The organism is Microbulbifer maximicatervae (SeqCode), assembly GCF_052467815.1.
In genome coordinates this window covers 2,647,032-2,664,753 of record NZ_CP174326.1, presented here as the reverse complement: position 1 = coordinate 2,664,753, position 17,722 = coordinate 2,647,032, and the positions used below count along the sequence as shown (strand labels likewise).

The following is a 17,722-nucleotide window of genomic DNA, read 5'->3' as shown; positions in this document are numbered from 1 at the left end:
CCCCTAAATTTATGGCTCTGGCCTATCTACAAGTGTTAACTATCTAAGGGTGTGGAAATTCAATGCCAATTTCAAACGTAAAAATTCATAACCACAACTTTCTGGCCGGAATGTACAGTGATGGTTACTTCCCTGACTTTCTAGTAGATAAAATCAAGGTCATCTTGATCGATCTATGTGAGAGCATTGAATCAGAAAGGCCACAAGACAAAACCTCCTTATTGAGACTAACGCATGCTGCTACAGAGCGGATCAATCACTTAGCAGAAGAGTTTGAAGATAACGATAGCGAACTTGAAACTGAAGCAAGAGAAGTTATGGCAGAGAATTTTGATTTTGTCGTCCGGGCTTATGGTTTTGATAGCCTAGATATCGAAGATGTTATTGCTACTAGAGAGTGGTAGCAAACCAAATTCAACACATCCGTTCCAATTGGTATGCCTAGTGAGTGGTTATCACTTTCATATAGCTGCGCTCCGGCCGCAAAAGGCATAACTCACACAGGAATGCCTTAGTTTTGCTTAGGCATGCTTTTATTGCGGAGTTAGGGAATCAGAAGGATTAAATTATGAAGTATTTTGATAGAGTAATGATGAAAGCCTTAATGGCTTTATTAGCTATTGTCCTATCTCTTTTCACTCTTCAGTTTATTAATCCTGGGGACTTTTCCACACTACATTTATTGGTTAGCCTTATATTCGATATATTTTGGGCAGCCATACTCATTTTGACTCTCCGAGCTGTTAAAGAGTATCAACTAAATTCAGAGGACATGTCTGTTTGGGCATTCCTCTGGAGAGCATTAATCGCAAAATACACAGGGTTATTCCTGTCAATATTTGCTTTTCTACTTTTGCCTATACGGATAAAATTACCCTCTTTGGAATACATACTATTCATATATCCACTAGCAATTGTCTCCTCTGTATTTAGCCTGTGGGTAATTTTCTCTACGAACAGGTTACTTCAGCTTAAATGGGCTTTAGGTATGATACGTGGATACCAGTAACGAACCTAAAGATAAAATGAAGTCGGCCTTTTACTTCGTATACTTTTCTGCATTATGCATTTAGTGGAGTAGGTGATGCTAAAACCCGTAATCCAGGAAGAAACCACAGGATGTGGAATTGCTTCTGCGGCCAATATTCTGGGAAAAAGCTATAGAGAAATGAAAGCTATCGCCAATGGTATGGGGATATATGCATCAGACAAAGAGTTGTGGTCAGATACCCAGTTTGTTCGGCGCCTGCTTGCAACTCAAGATGTTCAAACCTCGGAGCACGAAATTCCATTTACATCATGGGCCTCTCTTCCGGAATTGGCATTGCTTGCTATTAACCATTATCAAGAGGCTGACAAAGACTTCTGGCATTGGGTTGTCTTTAAACGTATAAATAATCAAGAGTTTGTTCTAGATTCCGCAAGTTATTTACCATCCAACCTTCGTCAGGATTTCGAGAGTATGCAGCCTCAATGGTTTATTGAGGTTAAGAATGCATAACAGGGCAAAGCAACAATTCTTCTACGCTCCCCGCTATTTGTGACATTAGGCTAAAAGGAATTTTGTTTTGTGTACACATAAAACGTCTAGCGTTTATATTTTTTACACTGTAGCATCTTTGATCATAATTTTTAGCTTTGCTTATGTAGAATATACTTTTGATTTAAAAAAACTAAAAGAGAATATACCCTCAGGATTTAAGATCAAGACTACAGTTACAGTCGATTATAACATAGGCATAGTTTCTGATTGCGGTTTAGGTGTGTTCGAGCTAAGTGAAAGTGTTGGCATTTCAAACAGCAGAGAACCATTGATTTTCTTGGACAAGAATATTATTTCTAGAGCTCAAGATAGCCGTAAAAAAAAGAAGTATGAAAAATGGCAAAAAATACCTGTTAATTATAATGGCGGATCTTTAGAGCATGGGCTTTTTCCAGCCTGGTGCCATAGCCGTTTTGCAAGCGACAGGTATTTACAGAAATTAAAAGTAGAAATACAAAAAGGTAATGGTTTCTACACCACAAGTGTTTCAAATGACTATGCACTATATATAATCCCCAGCTTAAATGTTTTGGTAATTACAGCTTCAACTGGTTATTAACCCAAACAGGGAAGTGTTTTAAGCAGTAGTCTGGGGGAACTACTAATCGAATAATCTGGACTGCCCGCAACAACCTCAACGTACAAAACCAACACAAATTGACCATTATATAAGTGCAATAGGGATGCTCAGGTTTATGACTAATAACCTTCGACCTCCGATTCTTACTTCTCACAGATGGGTTTAGTGTCCCAAACCTAAGGGGTTATCAACCAACAATGATTGTCATCAAGCAAATATTACTGCAATCAATGTTTAGCGGTTTTTCTTGCCGCTTAGGTGAACGACGGTATGAACCATCGCTAATCAGCTTTGTTATGCCCAATAACTCCGTTGCTACGGGGCCACTGGTTATCTCCTCTTAGTATGCCCAATATGAATGACCAGAGAGTATCGGCAAGAATAGCGCCCCGATTCATTTAATTATATGGGGGCGCCCCTAGTAAGAGACAAAAAATTATCAAGCTGATAAGCTGAATAAGGAATGACGACTACTTAAGCCCTACAAATAGGGCTATGTCGATCCCTTTCAGCATAGACCTTACCTGAATAAGTAACAGCTTTTATAGGAAAACTTAATACATATTCGTTGGTATTTTCGGCTTCAATCATAGAGCAATTTGATGACGCTAAACCAAGCATGGTCTTAACATAAGAATCTGATAGTTTAGTATAAACGTAAGATATTCAGCCAACTTTATAGATCGAATCTATGGTTATATTATACATCAAGTTATAGGAATCTGGCTTAAATCACAGCATTTACGTATCGAGAAAATCATTATGTGTTTTTCAGCCACGGCATCGTTCGGATCAGCAGCTCTGCTTATTGTCGGTGGTGCTTTGTGTACAACACATGCTATGAAAAATGATAGAACCTATTTATTACTCGCAGTTACCCCTCTCTTGTTTGCGTTACAGCAAGCGAGTGAAGGGATGGTTTGGATTGGGTACAAAGAAAATTTGATTTCACTAACGACAAAAGCTTCTATTTTGTATCTGTTTTTTGCTTTCTTTTTCTGGCTTATTTGGATACCTCTTGTAGCCTATATGCTTGAAACAAAAAAATGGAAAAGAAATTTTTATATCATATTAATAATTATAGGATTTATTTTTGGCTTATATCTCTGGGTGCCTATTCTATTGGAAACAGGACCAAGACACATAATAAAAACAGGTGTATGTGGACATAGTTTATGTTATGAGTTATCCGAAGGTGGCTTGCTACCCGTCACAGTTCGAGAAAGCATTTATGCATTACTAGGTGTTTTATTCTTGTTATCGAGCAATCATCTATTTAGAAAATTTTGGGCACTTGTCATGCTACTCGGTGTTATCACTTACTTTACTCAGCGTGAAACATGGGTATCAACCTGGTGTTTTTTTGCTGCGATATCAACGTTATGGATTTATTTCCTATTAATAAATGATTTTAACGCAAAGTTGAAAAAACAAGCTTCATGATCGCTGTATATTAGTATGCCTAGATTGGCACTCTAAAGAGTGATCTATTAAGAGTTCGTAAAAACGGACAAAAAAAAATTTCCGATCGAAGAAGCGTTAGCGCTACCAATAGAATTGGGGGTATTTAATGCTCAAATAAACATGCAAAAATCGGATTGTAGTCGTGACTTGTCCAGCAATTCTATTACCTCCTAATCATTGGTGATCCCCGCTTAGTTAGTGCAACGTGAATGACCGGATAGTACCGACTAGAATAAATCCCCCAATTTAGGTGAAACATCATCACTCTAGCATTCAACCAGTAATCCTTAAACCAAGGGTCATATCGGTTACCAATTTTGATAAATGGAATAAAGAACAGTAACTATCCAATTAGTATCACACTGGGCTTGTTACACTCTATCGAAATAGGCTTTACTTCTGTAAGCATCAATATCCAAAGGCAAACTAAATGTATCTTTGCGAATTTTATAGACTTAACTCACAAGGTGAATTGAAAACGTTGAAGTAGACCTAGTCATCACAGACTAATTCATAAGTTTAGTACAATATAGCAAAATCAACTGATTTTCTACGCTAAGGATATTGTTATGCTGCATATCAAATTTTATGGCTTTGGCTTAAGTTAGAATATCTTACATATAGAGAAATCATTATGTGTTTTTCAGCCACGGCATCGTTCGGGTCAGCAGCTCTGCTTATTGTCGGTGGTGCTTTGTGTACAACACATGCTATGAAAAATGATAAAACCTATTTATTACTTGCAGTTACCCCCCTCCTTTTTGCGTTACAGCAAGCAAGTGAAGGGGTAGTATGGATTGGATACAACGAAAATTTAGTGTCACTGACGGCAGCGTCTTCTATTTTTTACTTATTTTTTGCTCTATTTTTTTGGCTTGCCTGGATACCAATCGTTGCCTTTAGTCTTGAGACAAAAAAATGGAAAAAAATTTTCTTTATTATATTAACAATCATAGGTTTTATTTTTGGCTTATATCTTTGGATACCCATCCTATTAGAAACAGGACCAAGACACTTAATAAAAACGAGCGTGTGCGGCCATAGCTTATGCTATATCACATCTGATTACAGTTTATTCGCCATTACAACTGGACATATTATCTATTCTTTGCTTGGATTTTTATTTTTATTGTCGAGCAATCGAATTTTTATAAAATTTTGGGCACTTGTCATGACACTAGGTGTTATAATTTATTTCACTCAACGCGAAACATGGGTATCAACTTGGTGCTTCTTTGCTGCGATATCCACATTATGGATTTATTTTTTATTAAAAAATGCTTATAAAGCAAAAGTAAAAAAATAACATTTATAATTGGGACAGCGAAGCTAAAAGAACCGCAGCGTGCTTACTTCATAAGTTAATAGGCGGAACTAAACACATTAACTTTTGACTCACACAAATTTAGACTGTTGCTATTCAGACTTTTATCTAAAAAAGATTTTCGAATCATGCCCTTTAGGCTTTTTATCATTCTCATAATTATTATCGTTTTTTATAAGCCAACCAGGCACCGAACCGTAATATACAAGGCCTTTGCTAGCCACCTAATGCGAAACCCAATTTACCCGCACGCGAAAATATATTTAGTATTTGAATCTAGGAGAAACTATACAAGTGAAAAAAGCATACTCTCATTAGACAATGAAGGAAATAGAAGCCATTTTTTTAAGAGCTCTTAGCGCACTGTAGATAATACATCCTTAGGAGTCAGCGGGCAAAAGGCTCAAACACCACCATCACCCAAAAATAGACAAAGACTACCGACATACCTTACTGGCACAAGTTAATGCTCAGATGCCGACAGAATTAAAAACGGGCAGATTATATTGAGGGTCACACCATTTATATGTATTAAGGGACTGTTACTAAGCAGACCTTCTGGCACACCATTACCATTAATAATTGATTTATTTCTAGTTACACAAAAAAAGATTCAAGGGTAATGATAGATATTCATTTTAGTCCATTATGCTGTATAATTAATGGAGCTAAGCAATATTAGAGGCTAAAACACATAAAAATATTCTGACAATTAGAGTTTGATGATATAATCTAATTTTATCCGAAATCATTATCTAGTGAAACCCCGGGAATAGCAGACTTTTCAAGGCCTGGTCTCTACAGTTTCGCTACACAATCATTGGAATAGTATAGGAAAAACATGTCCATTTTTAGAAGCCTCTTGGCAACAGCAGCTCTTTTACTTCCACTTTCGGGCAATGCTGCATTTACTGAAACTCATAAGATAGAAGATCTGAAAGCTCAAACCAATGGTGTATATGTAAAACTAAGTGGATTTGAAAATGATCCCAGTATAAGTAATTTAGATTGCACTTATAACAAGACATTTGTAATGTTAGAAACTTCTGATAACTATGAAGGAAGATTGTCATTCCTACTTTCTGCATACATGGCAGATAAACCAATACAAATAAGTTACTATGATTGCCAAGGATCATACTTAAATATAAGCTCTGTGATTTTTAAATAACTTACATTTAGCGGGCATGCCGGTAGCTTATGGCTACTGGCTTCGTATCAACCATCAGAGAAATCCACAATAGGCGGCTTCCTATCTGTAAGGAGTTTCACTTAACAATCATATAACGAACTCAATTCCATTTTTCAAAAAACCACCTCCAAGTACGAGAGATCTATCCTTATTATTTGTCTATTGTAAATAACCCCCGGTACCGACCAATACACTAGCACCTAGGTTTGAGTAAATTACACCTTACCTTATTATCGACTTGAACCCCAATGACGGAAAGAAGTAGAACAAACAAGTTCAACCATCCTAAACTCCATGAATAATGTCAAGAATTAATGTATATTCAAATCAAAAGTAAAGATTGCAAACTTTCTAGAAATATACTTAGTATAAGTATCGGTTTTTCGGGGGAATATTTTTTATTATATTCCTCTTCTGCCGCCCTTTCAATTTATCTATGCCTCACTATGACAGACACACCTATTATCGGCTCTATTTTAGTTTTTCTAATCTCATTTATTCTTCCTCTTTCTTTGATATATCTGGCGGAACTTGCATTTAAGAGTGGCATAAATAAATCATTTTAATACTAAAAATTATACGCATAGCATACAACTTGACAGCTATTGCAACCCCTTATATTTATCGCGCACCAACTGTACTTTGACTTTCCAGTAGCCGGGATGGGATTTTCTTCATTCCAGTTTTGAAGTTGATACTTTTAGCGTTAAATACAAGGCCAATACACCTCTATGAAACATATAAGAATTTCACTCTTAATATCACTGACTATTTAAATTTCTGGATTCTCTACTCAGGCCCAGGTCTACCTTCAGCTAGGAATAAATCTAAACAAGCACCTATATACACCATAGATTAAACACCTAGAATTAGATAACTCTATAAGATTGTCTTACAACAAAAATGTGGAGTTCTGGTGCTCTCATCTTGAGGGCTGCAATTATAAAGAGCCCAGCATTTAACTGGCTACGATGGTATTTTACTGGCAATCCTATACAGGCCAACACCTATCAGTTAGAATTTTATAAAACTCGAATTTGTTTTACCGAACATAAAAAGTATATTTTTTCCCCTGTCCGTTTTATTTATTTCCGGGTGTGCCTCAACCCCAAACATATATGAAAGAAACGCGAAAGCTAACGAACTTGAAGCTCAAGCAGAGGAAGCTAGGGTCCGCAATAACTATTCTATAGCTACACAACTAGACAGAAAGGCCGAGAACCTAAGAGAAAAAGACATTATCAACAAAGAGGATATCGTTGCAGATATTTTCTCCGGGCTTTTTCGGCAATTGCTGAGAGAAAGTTCCAAGAGTGACAAAAATGCTTGGCGATAAAGCAACGCACTAGTACATATCGTTGTCAGTAAGCGCTAGGCAGTTCACTTGATAAAGTACCTACCTGTATTAATTTTTGCTATTTCACCTGCTATAGCGCATACAACTCAAGATCTCTATGCCGAGATTCTAAACACATGAGTAAGCGGAAGTTTAATTAGCCCCTTCAAAGAATTTTCGCTGCAAATTTCCCTCACACCAGATGATAATTCCATTACTTATATCGACCTCAGTATTGATGAACGACCCGTGAAGATATCCCTCCCTGAAAAATTCAATGTAAGAAATGTATTGTTATCTTCTCTCGAGATCACTCATAGTTCGATACATGCACCAAATGCGGGGGCTGATGGTATAATCGGAGTTGGGCCGGCTTATCTTAAAATCAAATATCGTTACTATTCAGCTGAGTACTGTGAATCTGGAACAGGCGAGATTTCAATATCCACGAGAATGGATACCTTAGTATACGAAGTTGATGGCGAGTGTTTAGATAATTCACTCGCCTAAAAAACATCCAACACTACTGCACAGCTAAAAGTATACTTCACTCTGGACTGGCTACCGGTTAGTGTAGTGATAACTATGAACCCGAAAGCTGCCCTAATCGTTTACAGGCCAAACTACCGGAAGACCCGTGCTCCCTATACTCTCTATAGAAAACCTGCAGTGCCGCTACGGTGAGCAGGTAGTTATCGAATCGGTTTCCTTTGCTTTACAGGCGGGGGAAATTGCCTGTTTGTTGGGTCCCAGCGGCTGTGGCAAGACAACGCTGCTGCACGCCATCGCTGGTTTTCAGCCGGTCGCAGCGGGGAGTATCCAGTTATCCGGGGAAGTGATTTCCTCCCGAGAGAAACAGATTCCCGCAGAGCAACGGAAAATTGGGGTGGTATTTCAGGACTACGCCCTCTTCCCACATCTTACCGTTGAACAGAATATTGCCTTCGGTATCCAGTCAATGCCGAAAAGCAAGCGGCTATCCCGCACCCAGTCTTTACTAAAGTTAGTGCGCCTGGAAGGCTTCGGGCAACAGTACCCACATCAGCTCTCTGGCGGTCAGCAGCAGCGTGTCGCTCTGGCTCGGGCACTGGCACCGCGCCCCAAGCTGTTACTTTTGGATGAGCCCTTCTCCAACCTGGATACCGAGTTGCGCCGCAGTCTCGCCGCCGAAGTCCGCCATATACTGCGCGAAGAGAAGATCCCAGCGATTATTGTTACCCACGACCGCCACGAGGCCTTTATTGCCGGAGATAAGCTGGGAGTGCTCAGCCAAGGCCAATTACAGCAGTGGGACAGCCCACAGGACACTTATCAAACACCTAGAAATTTGGCAGTAGCAAGGATTGTCAGTGAAGGGAATATCATTTCCGGTACTGTTGTGGGCAATGGCCTGATCAGTACCCCTCTGGGGGAAGTGAAGGTGCCGACAGCTGCATACGAAAGTGGAGATCAGCTCGAACTGTTTGTGCGCAGTGAGGATATTGCCGCAGGCGAACATCCCGGTGCTGTGATGGCTCAGGTTGTGGAAAAGAATTTTCTCGGCAACCAGGTGAGCTATCGCTTTCAGCTAGCCGCAGGGGAAACTGTCGAGGCCGCTTTGAATGCAGATGTTCAAGCGGCTCCCGGAGATAAACTTCCCCTGCACCTTTCCTCTGCTCTGGTGTTTGACCAGGCCCAATAAAAGCTATCAGGACAGGGCGGGCGCTTCTGAGTCCGCCACGGCTGTGCGCTCCTCACCTCTGCGCCAACCAATGGAACGGCTTAGTAAAATCACCGGTATCAATCCCACCAGGACAATCAATAAAGCCCCCAGGGCCGAGCGTTCCAGCATCTCATCGGAAGCAAACTGGTAAACATAAGTCGCCAGGGTGTCAAAGCCAAAGGGGCGCAGTAACAAAGTCGCCGGCAGTTCTTTCATACAATCCACAAAGACCACCAAGCCACCCGTTAGTAGACCTGTACGTACCAAAGGTAGATGTACAGCCCACAGGGTTTGCCAGCTATTGCGTCCCAGGGAGCGGGCAGCGCGATCCATTGAAGGGGTTACTTTCTCCAGGCTGGATTCTATGGCCCCTGTGGACACTGCGAGGAAACGCACCGTGTAGGCAAAAATAATGGCGAAAATACTGCCGCTTAGCAGTAACCCTATGGAGATATCAAAGTGTTCACGTAAAAAACCATCCACCGCATTATCAAAAGCAGCCAGGGGAATTAGCACACCAATCGCCAGTACTGCCCCGGGCATTGCATAACCCAACTTGGAAAAGCCGACCAACACCCGTACGGATCTTTTGGGTTGCAGTCGCTTACCGTAAGCCAACAGCAAGCCCAGCAGTACAGAGACCAGTGCCGCTGTGATTGACAGCAACAAGCTATTGCTGGCGATCTGTATAAAATCTTCGCTCCAGTAACTGGAGAAATTACTGAGTGCGTAACTTCCCAGAACCAGCAGGGGAATAATAAAACCGGCCACCAACAGTAACCCGCAGAACAACAGGGCTACACCGGATCGCCAGCCGCGCAACACATAGCGTTCACGCTGGGAATTTGGCGATTGTACAAAGTGCTTCTGTCTCGCCCGCCCCATTCGCTCCAGCGTAATTAACAGAACAACAAAAATCAGAGTGCTACAGGCAATTTGCGCCGCGCCTCCTAAATTGCCGTGGCTCAACCAGGTATCGTAAATTCCGACACTCAAGGTGCGTACGGCAAAGAAGTCCACAGTGCCGAAGTCATTCAGGGTTTCCATCAACACCAGTGATAAACCCACCGCAATTGCCGGGCGTGCCATTGGCAGGGATACGCGCAAGAAGCTCTGCCAAGGCGTACAGCCCAATGACCGGCTCGCGGCACGTATACTGCCGCACTGCTCGATAAAGGCTGCCCGAGCGAGCATATAAACATAAGGGAAGAGCACCAGTGACAGCATGGCAATCGCCCCACCCATGCTACGGATCTCCGGGAACCAGTAATCCCTGGCTGTCTGCCAACCGAACCAGGCGCGCAGGGACTTTTGCACAGGGCCCGCATATTCCAGCAAGTCCGTGTAAACGTAGGCAATCACATAGGCGGGAACAGCAAACGGCAATAACAGCCCCCACTCAAACAAACGACGCCCGGGGAACTGGCACATGCTCACCAGCCAGGCACTGCCCACGCCTGTTATCAGTGTTACCAAACCGACACCGCCAGCCAGAATCAATGTGGAGGACACATAGTGAAACAACACCGTGTCCACCAGGTGCGGCCAGATATTTTCTTCAGGGAAAAATGCCAACCAAAAAATGGATAGCACTGGCAGAGCTACCAGAAGGGAGATAGTAGCTACCAGTAGCAGCCAGCGGGAAGCTGATAAGTTGGCTCGGTTTAGCATGGATTAAGGAATCAAAAGCTCATTATAAAAGAACGGCCCTGGTCTCTCGACAGGGCCGTTCGAATAAGGCTGAGATAGTGCTGCCAATTTACTTGGCAGCAATTCCCATTCAGTTAACCATTCTAAAAGTCAAAGCGTACTTCATCAACCATACGGGAAGCCGCTGGAACGTAGGAACCGATCTCCGTGAGACTCAGATCGTCTTCCTTAAACTCACCCATATACTCCTTAATCAACTCAGAGCGGGCAGTGCCAGGGCGTACCGGGAACTCAAAGTTTTTCTCAGCGTAAGAGTATTGAGCATCGGCGCCGCTGAGGAATTCCAGCAGCTTAACAGCATTTTCACGGTTGGGGGCATGCTTGGTCAGCGCCGCACCGGAAATAAACATATGGGTACCGCGATCTTTCTGGTTAGGGAAGACCAAGTTTACAGACTTGGCCCAATCCACCTGCTCCGGCTGCTCCTTATTGGTAATCATTTTACCGAAGTAGTAGCTGTTACCCAGGGAAAGGTCGCAGACACCTTCGCTAATCGCTTTAACCTGAGCGCGGTCATTACCCTGGGGCTTACGCGCCAGATTCGCTTTCACACCTTGCAGCCACTCTTTGGTTTCTGCTTCACCGTGATGGGCGATCATGGAGGCGATCAGGGATAGGGTATAGGGGTGCTTGCCGCTACGAGTACAGATTCGGCCCTTCCACTTAGGGTCTACCAACTCTTCGTAGCGAGTAATTTCACCGGGCTTAACGCGGTCTTTGGAGGCGTAGATCAAACGCGCCCGGGTTGTCAGGCCGAACCAGTTGCCGGCCTTATCGCGAAATTGTGATGGGATATTGTCTTCCAGGATTTCACTGCTTACCGGTTGGGTCAGCTGCTTATTAAGCAGATCCATCAGGCTGCTGGTATTGGAAGTCAGGACCAGGTCAGCGGGGCTGTTGCGCCCTTCCCTTTGCAAACGCTCGTTCAAGCCTTTGCTGGCGTAGACCACTTTGGCCTCAATACCGGTTTTCTCGGTGAACTCCTTTAAGATCGGCTCGATAAGGAAAGGCTGTCGGTAGGAGTAGATATTTACCTGCTCGGCCGCACTGGCACCCACAGCACCCAACAAGCCGGCTACAGCCAGCACTTTTTGAAATAGAGCTCTGGTAGACATTATCGTAGATCACCCTTGGATTAAACGAGAAACATTCTCATTTGATTTAATGGCAATGTCAATAAAAATACATATGACCTAAGGCGATAAGGCAAAGTCGTCATTTTCCTCCTATGCTTAGGCTTGATACCGCCACCCATAGAGGTCCTATGTACCGCTTTGGCCCTTTAATAGCACTGATCTTTGTCCTCTGCAGCTGTGGGGGCCCGAAGGACTCCAAGTCACCTGCAACCCCTCCTGCAGATGAGCCGGCTACCAGCGCCATGAAGGAGCCCATTGCCCCACCGGGCAATGGAGCGGAAGCGGAAAAGAAAGCTGCAGCTATATGCACCCCGGAATGGTTTGCCTGGGTTCAACAGCAAGTGCTTGCCCAGCAAAATGGCGATATGGCGAAACTATACCCATCCGGTATGCCGACTACCGGTAGTGAGGAGTGGTTCACAGCCATCACCCGGCTCAGCGGAGCCAATACCAACGGTCTCAAACCCGGAGGAATGGAGTGGTGCGAGGCTATCCAGAAGCATCTTACCGAGGGCAGTCCACAAAACCCGTTATAAGTGCCTGGAGAGCAAACGCAGACGCATCAGTTTTTATTTTACAGTTTGGAAATACCGATCGCTCGGTTAAGGGAAGATTTGATTCATAGGATACTGCGATTTAGCAAATAGACAGCGAGGTAATAGCACCATGCAGCCTATCAGCAAGTTGTTGCTGGCCTTTATCGCCGCAACAGCACTACCCTATGCACTCGCCAAAGAAAAGCCCCCACCCGGAGCTATGGCCCTTTCCACCGTATTGACCAAATTGGAACAGCAGGGCTACACCCCAATTGTTGAGGTCGATCTGGACAAGGGTAAGTGGAAGATTGAAGCCTATAAGGGTGACCAAAAGTACGACTTGCACGTAGACCCCAACTCTGCGGAAGTTTTGTCGGAAAAACCGGACAACGATTAAGGATTAGCGTCCTCATTCCGAGCTATCCTGCCAGGGCCGGCTGCCAAAGCCGGCCCTAACCTATTCTGCTTGAACATAGTGATGTAATCCGCGCCATAAATTGCGATGGCAAAACAAACTTGGCCATACCCCGGATAAAATTTGTTCTCCGATCATCAAAGGAATTTACCGGATTGGTCAATCACTCCGATTCAATTTCGTTTAGTCTTTCTGAGATCAACGCCACAGGATAATAAAATGACAACACAAACCCTGACCCGGCAGGATGCAGACAAAGCGGTACTGCAAAACACTCTGGACAAACAGCGCAGTGCCTACCTGGCCAACCCGGCTCCCAGCTATCAGCAACGTGTGCAGGATCTTAGAACCCTTGCCCAGCTCCTGCGTGAACAGCAGGAATCCATTATCCAGGCGATCAGTAACGACTACGGCAATCGAGCCAGGGAAGAGATACTGCTCTACGATATCTACCCAGCGCTCTCCGGCATTAAAGAGACTATCAAGCGCCTAAAGAAGTGGATGAAACCCAGGGGGCGCCATACAGATTTTAAATCCTATCCCCTCTCTAAAAATCGTGTGGTCCCACAACCTCTGGGGGTAATTGGCGTCATAGTGCCGTGGAACTTCCCAATAAACTTAAGCTTTTCACCACTGACCAATATTTTCGCCGCAGGCAATCAGGCGATGGTCAAGATGTCCACCAACTCCAAGCACCTTGCAGAATTACTCAGTAAAGTCTGTGAACAATACTTCCCGGAAGAAAAGCTGGTTTTTATTCCCGATGCCGATGAAATAGGCCCGGTATTTTCCAGCCTTAAATTCGATCACTTAATCTTTACCGGCTCCAGTAATACCGGTCGTGCAGTAATGCGCTCCGCCGCAGAAAACCTAACTCCAGTCACATTGGAACTTGGTGGTAAATCACCGGCAATTGTTGGCCCGGATTACCCGGTTAAGAAAGCCGCCGAGCAACTAATTTACTGGAAGCTGGTAAACGCCGGGCAGATCTGTGTCAACGTGGATTATCTTTTCTTGCCGGAGGAGCATCTCGAAGAGTTTATCGAACACGCAAAACATTATGTTCAGAAGCGCTACCCCGACTTGGATGGCCAGGATTACACTTCTATTATCGACGACACATCTTACCAGCGAATCTGGGCAACCCTGGATGATGCCAAGGCTAAGGGTGCTAATGCCATAGATTTAAGTGCTGGCAAATTGGATAGGGACAATAAACTGCGAAAATTCCCTCCGCATATCCTGACCAACGTAGACGGCGAGATGCTGGCAATGCAGCGTGAGATTTTTGGCCCTCTATTGCCGATTATCACTTACTCCAAGCCAGAGGAAGTTATTGATTATATTAATGCTCGCCCCAGACCCCTGGCGATTTACCCTTACACTCACGACAAAACCTTACAAGATTTATATATCAACAAAGTAATGTCTGGGGGCGTGTCGGTAAATAATTGTGTACTGCACGTTGGCCAGCACGATATTCCATTTGGCGGCGTTGGTGAAAGCGGTATGGGCCACTACCATGGCTACGAGGGATTTTTGACCTTCTCTAAACTTCGTCCCATCTTCTATCAGGGCCCAATCGATCTATTAAAATTACTGCGGCCTCCCTATGGCAAACTCTCAACCCGTGTTATCGATTTTATGCTAAAGCTTACACGCTAGGCTCCCTAGGTCCGGCAATATCTGTTGCCGGGCCATTCACTGCTATAATCGCGCTCAGGTAAGATCGAAATCACTACAGCCCGCTGGCACTGCGATAATCCCTAGTCCAAACTAATACTATGGCTTGTTAGCAGTATGGAGCCGTAGATGATTTTTCTTACCGCCATAGCTTTGGTTGGCAATCTCACTAACCCAATCCCCCCCGGCCTCGATCCCAATAAACCCGCCCCCATCTACGACAGCCCCGACCTTTACGGAGCAGAACCTTCGGTCATTGCCTTGGACTTATCCACTATTAAAGCGAAACTGCATGGTCTAGGGTTCAACCCCATCACGCATATCGAATTTGTGGGCGGAAGATGGAAAATCCAGGCGGTCTACGGAGGAGAATTGAGGGCCCTGGAAGTGAATCCGGACAACGGAATAATTATTGCTGACCGACCAGCCAATTAATCGCTGTTTAAATGTTAAAACTAAACCTCTAAGTCCAAACTGGTCACAAAAATTTACAGTGATATGCAAACATTGGTTTTAAACTAAGGGATCTATTCAGTGAATAGAGTCCCGGTATTGCAATGGTGTCATTCCTTTCCAGCCCCGGTAGGCCCGAATAAATGAATTGGGCTCTTTAAATCCTAGCATAAAAGAAATCTCCCCCAGATGAAGGCTGGATTTCGCGAGGTAGTGATCAGCCAAACTTGATCTAACTCCCTGCAATACTGTCTGGAAGGATTGATTTTCCTCCCCCAGTTTCCGCTGTAAAGTCCTTTTACTGATAGCCAAGCGTTCAGACACTGCTTCGACAGAACTCTCACCGGCCGGTAGTAACTCCATCAATACTGAACCTACCCGCTCTCCCATTGTGGCTTCGCTATCCAGATCCTTGAGCTGTTGACTCAATTTACCTTCAAAGAAATCCCACATAGGGGCATTGGCGGTCAGAAATGGCTTTTGTGCATCTTGCGCTGAGAAACAAATTCTCACCCGGTCTGACTGCTTAATTGAACAACCAAAAAACTTCCGATAAGGCGTTTGATCTTCAGGCAGCTGCGGTAGTGCCAATTCCAATGGTTGAATTTCCTCCCGGGTTCCCAACCGAGCCAGGCGGATATAGAAAATTAATTCGCTCAGGCCCAAAGCTTCAGGAATATTTCCATCACTTCCATAGCACTCTAAATTGAGCTTGGTGTACTCATCAGTAATATCCAAGTGCAATTCCATGGGACCGATCAGTGGTTTGTATTGCTGTATCCGCAGTAGAGCTTGATTCAGATTTGCACTGCACAGGCTCGCAAATATGGGAGGGTCAAACGACTCAGCCGAAAGGTGCTCCGCCAGTAAAAGTGGTAGTGGCCGATCCTTAGAGGCCCGATCAATACCACACCAAAAACGGAAATATTCCACCGGAGTGAGTGTCACAGTCTCCCGCTGTAACAAATCCGCAGGTAACCCGGCATAGGCAAGAGCCAGCGCTGTATCGATATTCATATCGTGTAATATCAACTTCCAGCTGGGAGGTACCAGGAATTTCGCTGCACGTTTGATCATTACCGGACCTGCCTGCAATTAAGACTTTTCCATCGTCTGACGGGAAAACTTCAGTACCATTTTACGGGGCAGTAAAGGCATTATCCAATTCAGAAACAACTTGAGCCGTGCCTCATTAAAAGCAACCAGATCTCCCCGCTCCATTGCCTGATAGCCACATCTGGCAACAGACTCAGCCGAACGGGCATTTTTCCAAATATCGACACCCTGAAGATCACCAGCGGCCACAAACCCTGTTGCAACAGCACCGGGGCACAAAGCCGTTACTGTTACACCTGTGCCTTTCAACTCTTCCGCCAGTGCCTGGCTAAATGAAGTTACATAGGCTTTAGTTGCGTAGTAAACCGCCTGTAAAGGGCCGGGAATAAAAGAGGCTGTAGATGAAACATTAAGAATATGTCCACTATTGCTGCCAACCATCCCCTTTAAATACAGGTGGGTGAGATTGGTAAGGGAAACCATATTCACCTGCATCATACCCTGCTCAGCTTCCAAATCCCTCTGATGGAAAAGACCATGACCACCAAAACCCGCATTGTTAATTAGAGTGCCAATCTCCACACCCTCACTTTGGGTTCGTTCAAAAATTCTCTGCGCGGACATGGGGTCAGAAAGGTCCTCGGCAATAACCATTGCCTGGATACCAAACTCCTTCTCCAGCTGCTGTTTGAGTGCTGAAAGCTTCCCTTCAGACCGGGCAACCAGAACCAAGTTGCCACCCTTAGATGCATGTATCCTGGCCAGCTCAAGGCCTATGCCACCAGAGGCCCCAGTAATAAGTGCCGTTTCCATCTATCTGTCTCCCAAGCGTTAATCTTGAAATCAGTATATGATCAGAAGGCGCCAACTAAGAATCCGATGATGCCAAGTGACTATCCAATCGTGACATTATTGATTAGTAGAGCGTCGGTCTTAGAGTCAGATTATTTAAAAGAAAGAGGTTTTATCACTACTTCCTCTTACCAATAACTAAGGTATTGTCTTCGATGAAGTAGCTGGGAACATCTAAGTCAGCAATGTACCAGGATTGACTCCTACCATTGAGGTCAAAGATCATATACTTCTCCCAACCCTCCCACTCACTCTCAACACACTGTAGCGCCCCAGCTAAGTCCTGCCCCTCAATAGAAACACCCTCTGACAAATACGTAAATTCAGAACATGGGATTATCGAGCGATAGTAATCACGCTCGGCTAGCCTAGGTACACCATCCTCAGAGTTCACTTGAAGCATAAACACTTTTATTTCATGATCTAGTCGCTCCTGAGCTTTAGGTGGCTGCTTTCCATATTTTTCAGGTTCAACTAAAACATCAAGTTGCTCTAGAACTTCATCTCTTGGCTTAACAATAATTAAACGATACCACGACCAATCTAGGGAGATCATGCTATCTTCTCTAATATCATCAAGATCTATATATAAAAAATATTCCCTATCTGCTACTGAGTTTGGAAACAAGGATAAGAAAAGTGGAGAACCACCAAGAGCAATACCTGTAATCACAAGAAAACCCATGCAGCCCCACAAAATCTTTTTTCGAAACCCATCCATAGCCGACATCCGTAAGTCC

18 protein-coding genes are annotated in these 17,722 nt (G+C 43.9%); 13 read left to right on the top strand and 5 right to left on the bottom strand.

The window, feature by feature from the left end:
* The first annotated feature begins 62 nt into the window (after positions 1-62).
* The 9 genes from ACJJIW_RS11585 to ACJJIW_RS11545 all read left to right on the top strand — a co-directional run bounded on the left by ACJJIW_RS11585 (position 63) and on the right by ACJJIW_RS11545 (position 9,120).
* Positions 63-404 (top strand): DUF5713 family protein, encoded by a 342-nt coding sequence (locus ACJJIW_RS11585; protein ID WP_444935228.1) that lies wholly within the window; start codon positions 63-65, stop codon positions 402-404.
* A gap of 164 nt (positions 405-568) precedes the next feature.
* Positions 569-1,009, top strand: a complete 441-nt coding sequence (locus tag ACJJIW_RS11580; protein WP_444935227.1) for a hypothetical protein — start codon at positions 569-571, stop codon at positions 1,007-1,009.
* A 75-nt stretch (positions 1,010-1,084) separates the two neighbouring features.
* A complete protein-coding gene (locus tag ACJJIW_RS11575) occupies positions 1,085-1,501 on the top strand; it encodes a hypothetical protein (protein ID WP_444935226.1) in 417 nt (138 codons plus the stop codon).
* Positions 1,502-1,568: 67 nt separating this feature from the next.
* Complete coding sequence (locus ACJJIW_RS11570) at positions 1,569-2,102, top strand: hypothetical protein (protein ID WP_444935225.1); 534 nt, start codon at positions 1,569-1,571, stop codon at positions 2,100-2,102.
* 783 nt (positions 2,103-2,885) lie between these two features.
* Positions 2,886-3,566 (top strand): DUF6629 family protein, encoded by a 681-nt coding sequence (locus ACJJIW_RS11565; RefSeq protein WP_444935224.1) that lies wholly within the window; start codon positions 2,886-2,888, stop codon positions 3,564-3,566.
* A 655-nt stretch (positions 3,567-4,221) separates the two neighbouring features.
* Entirely contained in the window at positions 4,222-4,893 is a 672-nt protein-coding gene (locus ACJJIW_RS11560) for a DUF6629 family protein (RefSeq protein WP_444935223.1), read from the top strand.
* Between the two features lie 859 nt (positions 4,894-5,752).
* A complete protein-coding gene (locus tag ACJJIW_RS11555) occupies positions 5,753-6,082 on the top strand; it encodes a hypothetical protein (RefSeq protein ID WP_444935222.1) in 330 nt (109 codons plus the stop codon).
* A 1,606-nt stretch (positions 6,083-7,688) separates the two neighbouring features.
* Positions 7,689-7,949 carry a hypothetical protein gene (locus ACJJIW_RS11550; RefSeq protein WP_444935221.1) on the top strand — a complete coding sequence of 87 codons (261 nt, stop codon included), beginning with the start codon at positions 7,689-7,691 and terminating at the stop codon, positions 7,947-7,949.
* A 127-nt stretch (positions 7,950-8,076) separates the two neighbouring features.
* Positions 8,077-9,120: an ABC transporter ATP-binding protein gene (locus ACJJIW_RS11545; RefSeq protein WP_444935220.1), complete on the top strand. Its 1,044-nt coding sequence runs from the start codon at positions 8,077-8,079 to the stop codon at positions 9,118-9,120.
* 6 nt (positions 9,121-9,126) lie between these two features.
* Here ACJJIW_RS11545 and ACJJIW_RS11540 read toward each other — a convergent pair whose 3' ends face one another.
* Both ACJJIW_RS11540 and ACJJIW_RS11535 read right to left on the bottom strand, forming a co-directional pair.
* On the bottom strand, positions 9,127-10,812 hold the full coding sequence (locus tag ACJJIW_RS11540) for an ABC transporter permease (protein WP_444935219.1): 1,686 nt from the start codon (positions 10,810-10,812) through the stop codon (positions 9,127-9,129).
* 122 nt (positions 10,813-10,934) lie between these two features.
* Positions 10,935-11,966 carry a Fe(3+) ABC transporter substrate-binding protein gene (locus ACJJIW_RS11535; protein WP_282931603.1) on the bottom strand — a complete coding sequence of 344 codons (1,032 nt, stop codon included), beginning with the start codon at positions 11,964-11,966 and terminating at the stop codon, positions 10,935-10,937.
* Positions 11,967-12,115: 149 nt separating this feature from the next.
* Here ACJJIW_RS11535 and ACJJIW_RS11530 point away from each other — a divergent pair, with 149 nt between their 5' ends.
* From ACJJIW_RS11530 to ACJJIW_RS11515, 4 genes are all read left to right on the top strand, one after another.
* Complete coding sequence (locus ACJJIW_RS11530; protein WP_444935218.1) at positions 12,116-12,523, top strand: hypothetical protein; 408 nt, start codon at positions 12,116-12,118, stop codon at positions 12,521-12,523.
* A 130-nt stretch (positions 12,524-12,653) separates the two neighbouring features.
* Entirely contained in the window at positions 12,654-12,920 is a 267-nt protein-coding gene (locus ACJJIW_RS11525) for a PepSY domain-containing protein (RefSeq protein WP_282931601.1), read from the top strand.
* Between the two features lie 237 nt (positions 12,921-13,157).
* Positions 13,158-14,603, top strand: coding sequence for a coniferyl aldehyde dehydrogenase (locus ACJJIW_RS11520; RefSeq protein WP_444935217.1), 1,446 nt, complete (start codon positions 13,158-13,160; stop codon positions 14,601-14,603).
* 147 nt (positions 14,604-14,750) lie between these two features.
* A complete protein-coding gene (locus ACJJIW_RS11515; protein WP_413664728.1) occupies positions 14,751-15,056 on the top strand; it encodes a hypothetical protein in 306 nt (101 codons plus the stop codon).
* Between the two features lie 96 nt (positions 15,057-15,152).
* Here ACJJIW_RS11515 and ACJJIW_RS11510 read toward each other — a convergent pair whose 3' ends face one another.
* From ACJJIW_RS11510 to ACJJIW_RS11500, 3 genes are all read right to left on the bottom strand, one after another.
* Entirely contained in the window at positions 15,153-16,151 is a 999-nt protein-coding gene (locus tag ACJJIW_RS11510) for an AraC family transcriptional regulator (RefSeq protein WP_444935216.1), read from the bottom strand.
* A gap of 18 nt (positions 16,152-16,169) precedes the next feature.
* Positions 16,170-16,943, bottom strand: a complete 774-nt coding sequence (locus ACJJIW_RS11505) for an SDR family NAD(P)-dependent oxidoreductase (protein ID WP_282931598.1) — start codon at positions 16,941-16,943, stop codon at positions 16,170-16,172.
* A 157-nt stretch (positions 16,944-17,100) separates the two neighbouring features.
* A complete protein-coding gene (locus tag ACJJIW_RS11500; RefSeq protein ID WP_444935215.1) occupies positions 17,101-17,712 on the bottom strand; it encodes a hypothetical protein in 612 nt (203 codons plus the stop codon).
* Between the last annotated feature and the right edge of the window lie 10 nt (positions 17,713-17,722).

Bases quoted from the DNA above. Each gene is read 5' to 3' on its own strand.
- ACJJIW_RS11565 (WP_444935224.1), top strand. From the start codon at position 2,886: ATGTGTTTTTCAGCCACGGCATCGTTCGGATCAGCAGCTCTGCTTATT.
- ACJJIW_RS11525 (WP_282931601.1), top strand. From the start codon at position 12,654: ATGCAGCCTATCAGCAAGTTGTTGCTGGCCTTTATCGCCGCAACAGCA.
- ACJJIW_RS11520 (WP_444935217.1), top strand. From the start codon at position 13,158: ATGACAACACAAACCCTGACCCGGCAGGATGCAGACAAAGCGGTACTG.
- ACJJIW_RS11560 (WP_444935223.1), top strand. From the start codon at position 4,222: ATGTGTTTTTCAGCCACGGCATCGTTCGGGTCAGCAGCTCTGCTTATT.
- ACJJIW_RS11500 (WP_444935215.1), bottom strand. From the start codon at position 17,712: ATGTCGGCTATGGATGGGTTTCGAAAAAAGATTTTGTGGGGCTGCATG.
- ACJJIW_RS11505 (WP_282931598.1), bottom strand. From the start codon at position 16,943: ATGGAAACGGCACTTATTACTGGGGCCTCTGGTGGCATAGGCCTTGAG.
- ACJJIW_RS11585 (WP_444935228.1), top strand. From the start codon at position 63: ATGCCAATTTCAAACGTAAAAATTCATAACCACAACTTTCTGGCCGGA.
- ACJJIW_RS11535 (WP_282931603.1), bottom strand. From the start codon at position 11,966: ATGTCTACCAGAGCTCTATTTCAAAAAGTGCTGGCTGTAGCCGGCTTG.
- ACJJIW_RS11575 (WP_444935226.1), top strand. From the start codon at position 1,085: ATGCTAAAACCCGTAATCCAGGAAGAAACCACAGGATGTGGAATTGCT.
- ACJJIW_RS11580 (WP_444935227.1), top strand. From the start codon at position 569: ATGAAGTATTTTGATAGAGTAATGATGAAAGCCTTAATGGCTTTATTA.
- ACJJIW_RS11510 (WP_444935216.1), bottom strand. From the start codon at position 16,151: ATGATCAAACGTGCAGCGAAATTCCTGGTACCTCCCAGCTGGAAGTTG.
- ACJJIW_RS11515 (WP_413664728.1), top strand. From the start codon at position 14,751: ATGATTTTTCTTACCGCCATAGCTTTGGTTGGCAATCTCACTAACCCA.
- ACJJIW_RS11540 (WP_444935219.1), bottom strand. From the start codon at position 10,812: ATGCTAAACCGAGCCAACTTATCAGCTTCCCGCTGGCTGCTACTGGTA.
- ACJJIW_RS11530 (WP_444935218.1), top strand. From the start codon at position 12,116: ATGTACCGCTTTGGCCCTTTAATAGCACTGATCTTTGTCCTCTGCAGC.
- ACJJIW_RS11555 (WP_444935222.1), top strand. From the start codon at position 5,753: ATGTCCATTTTTAGAAGCCTCTTGGCAACAGCAGCTCTTTTACTTCCA.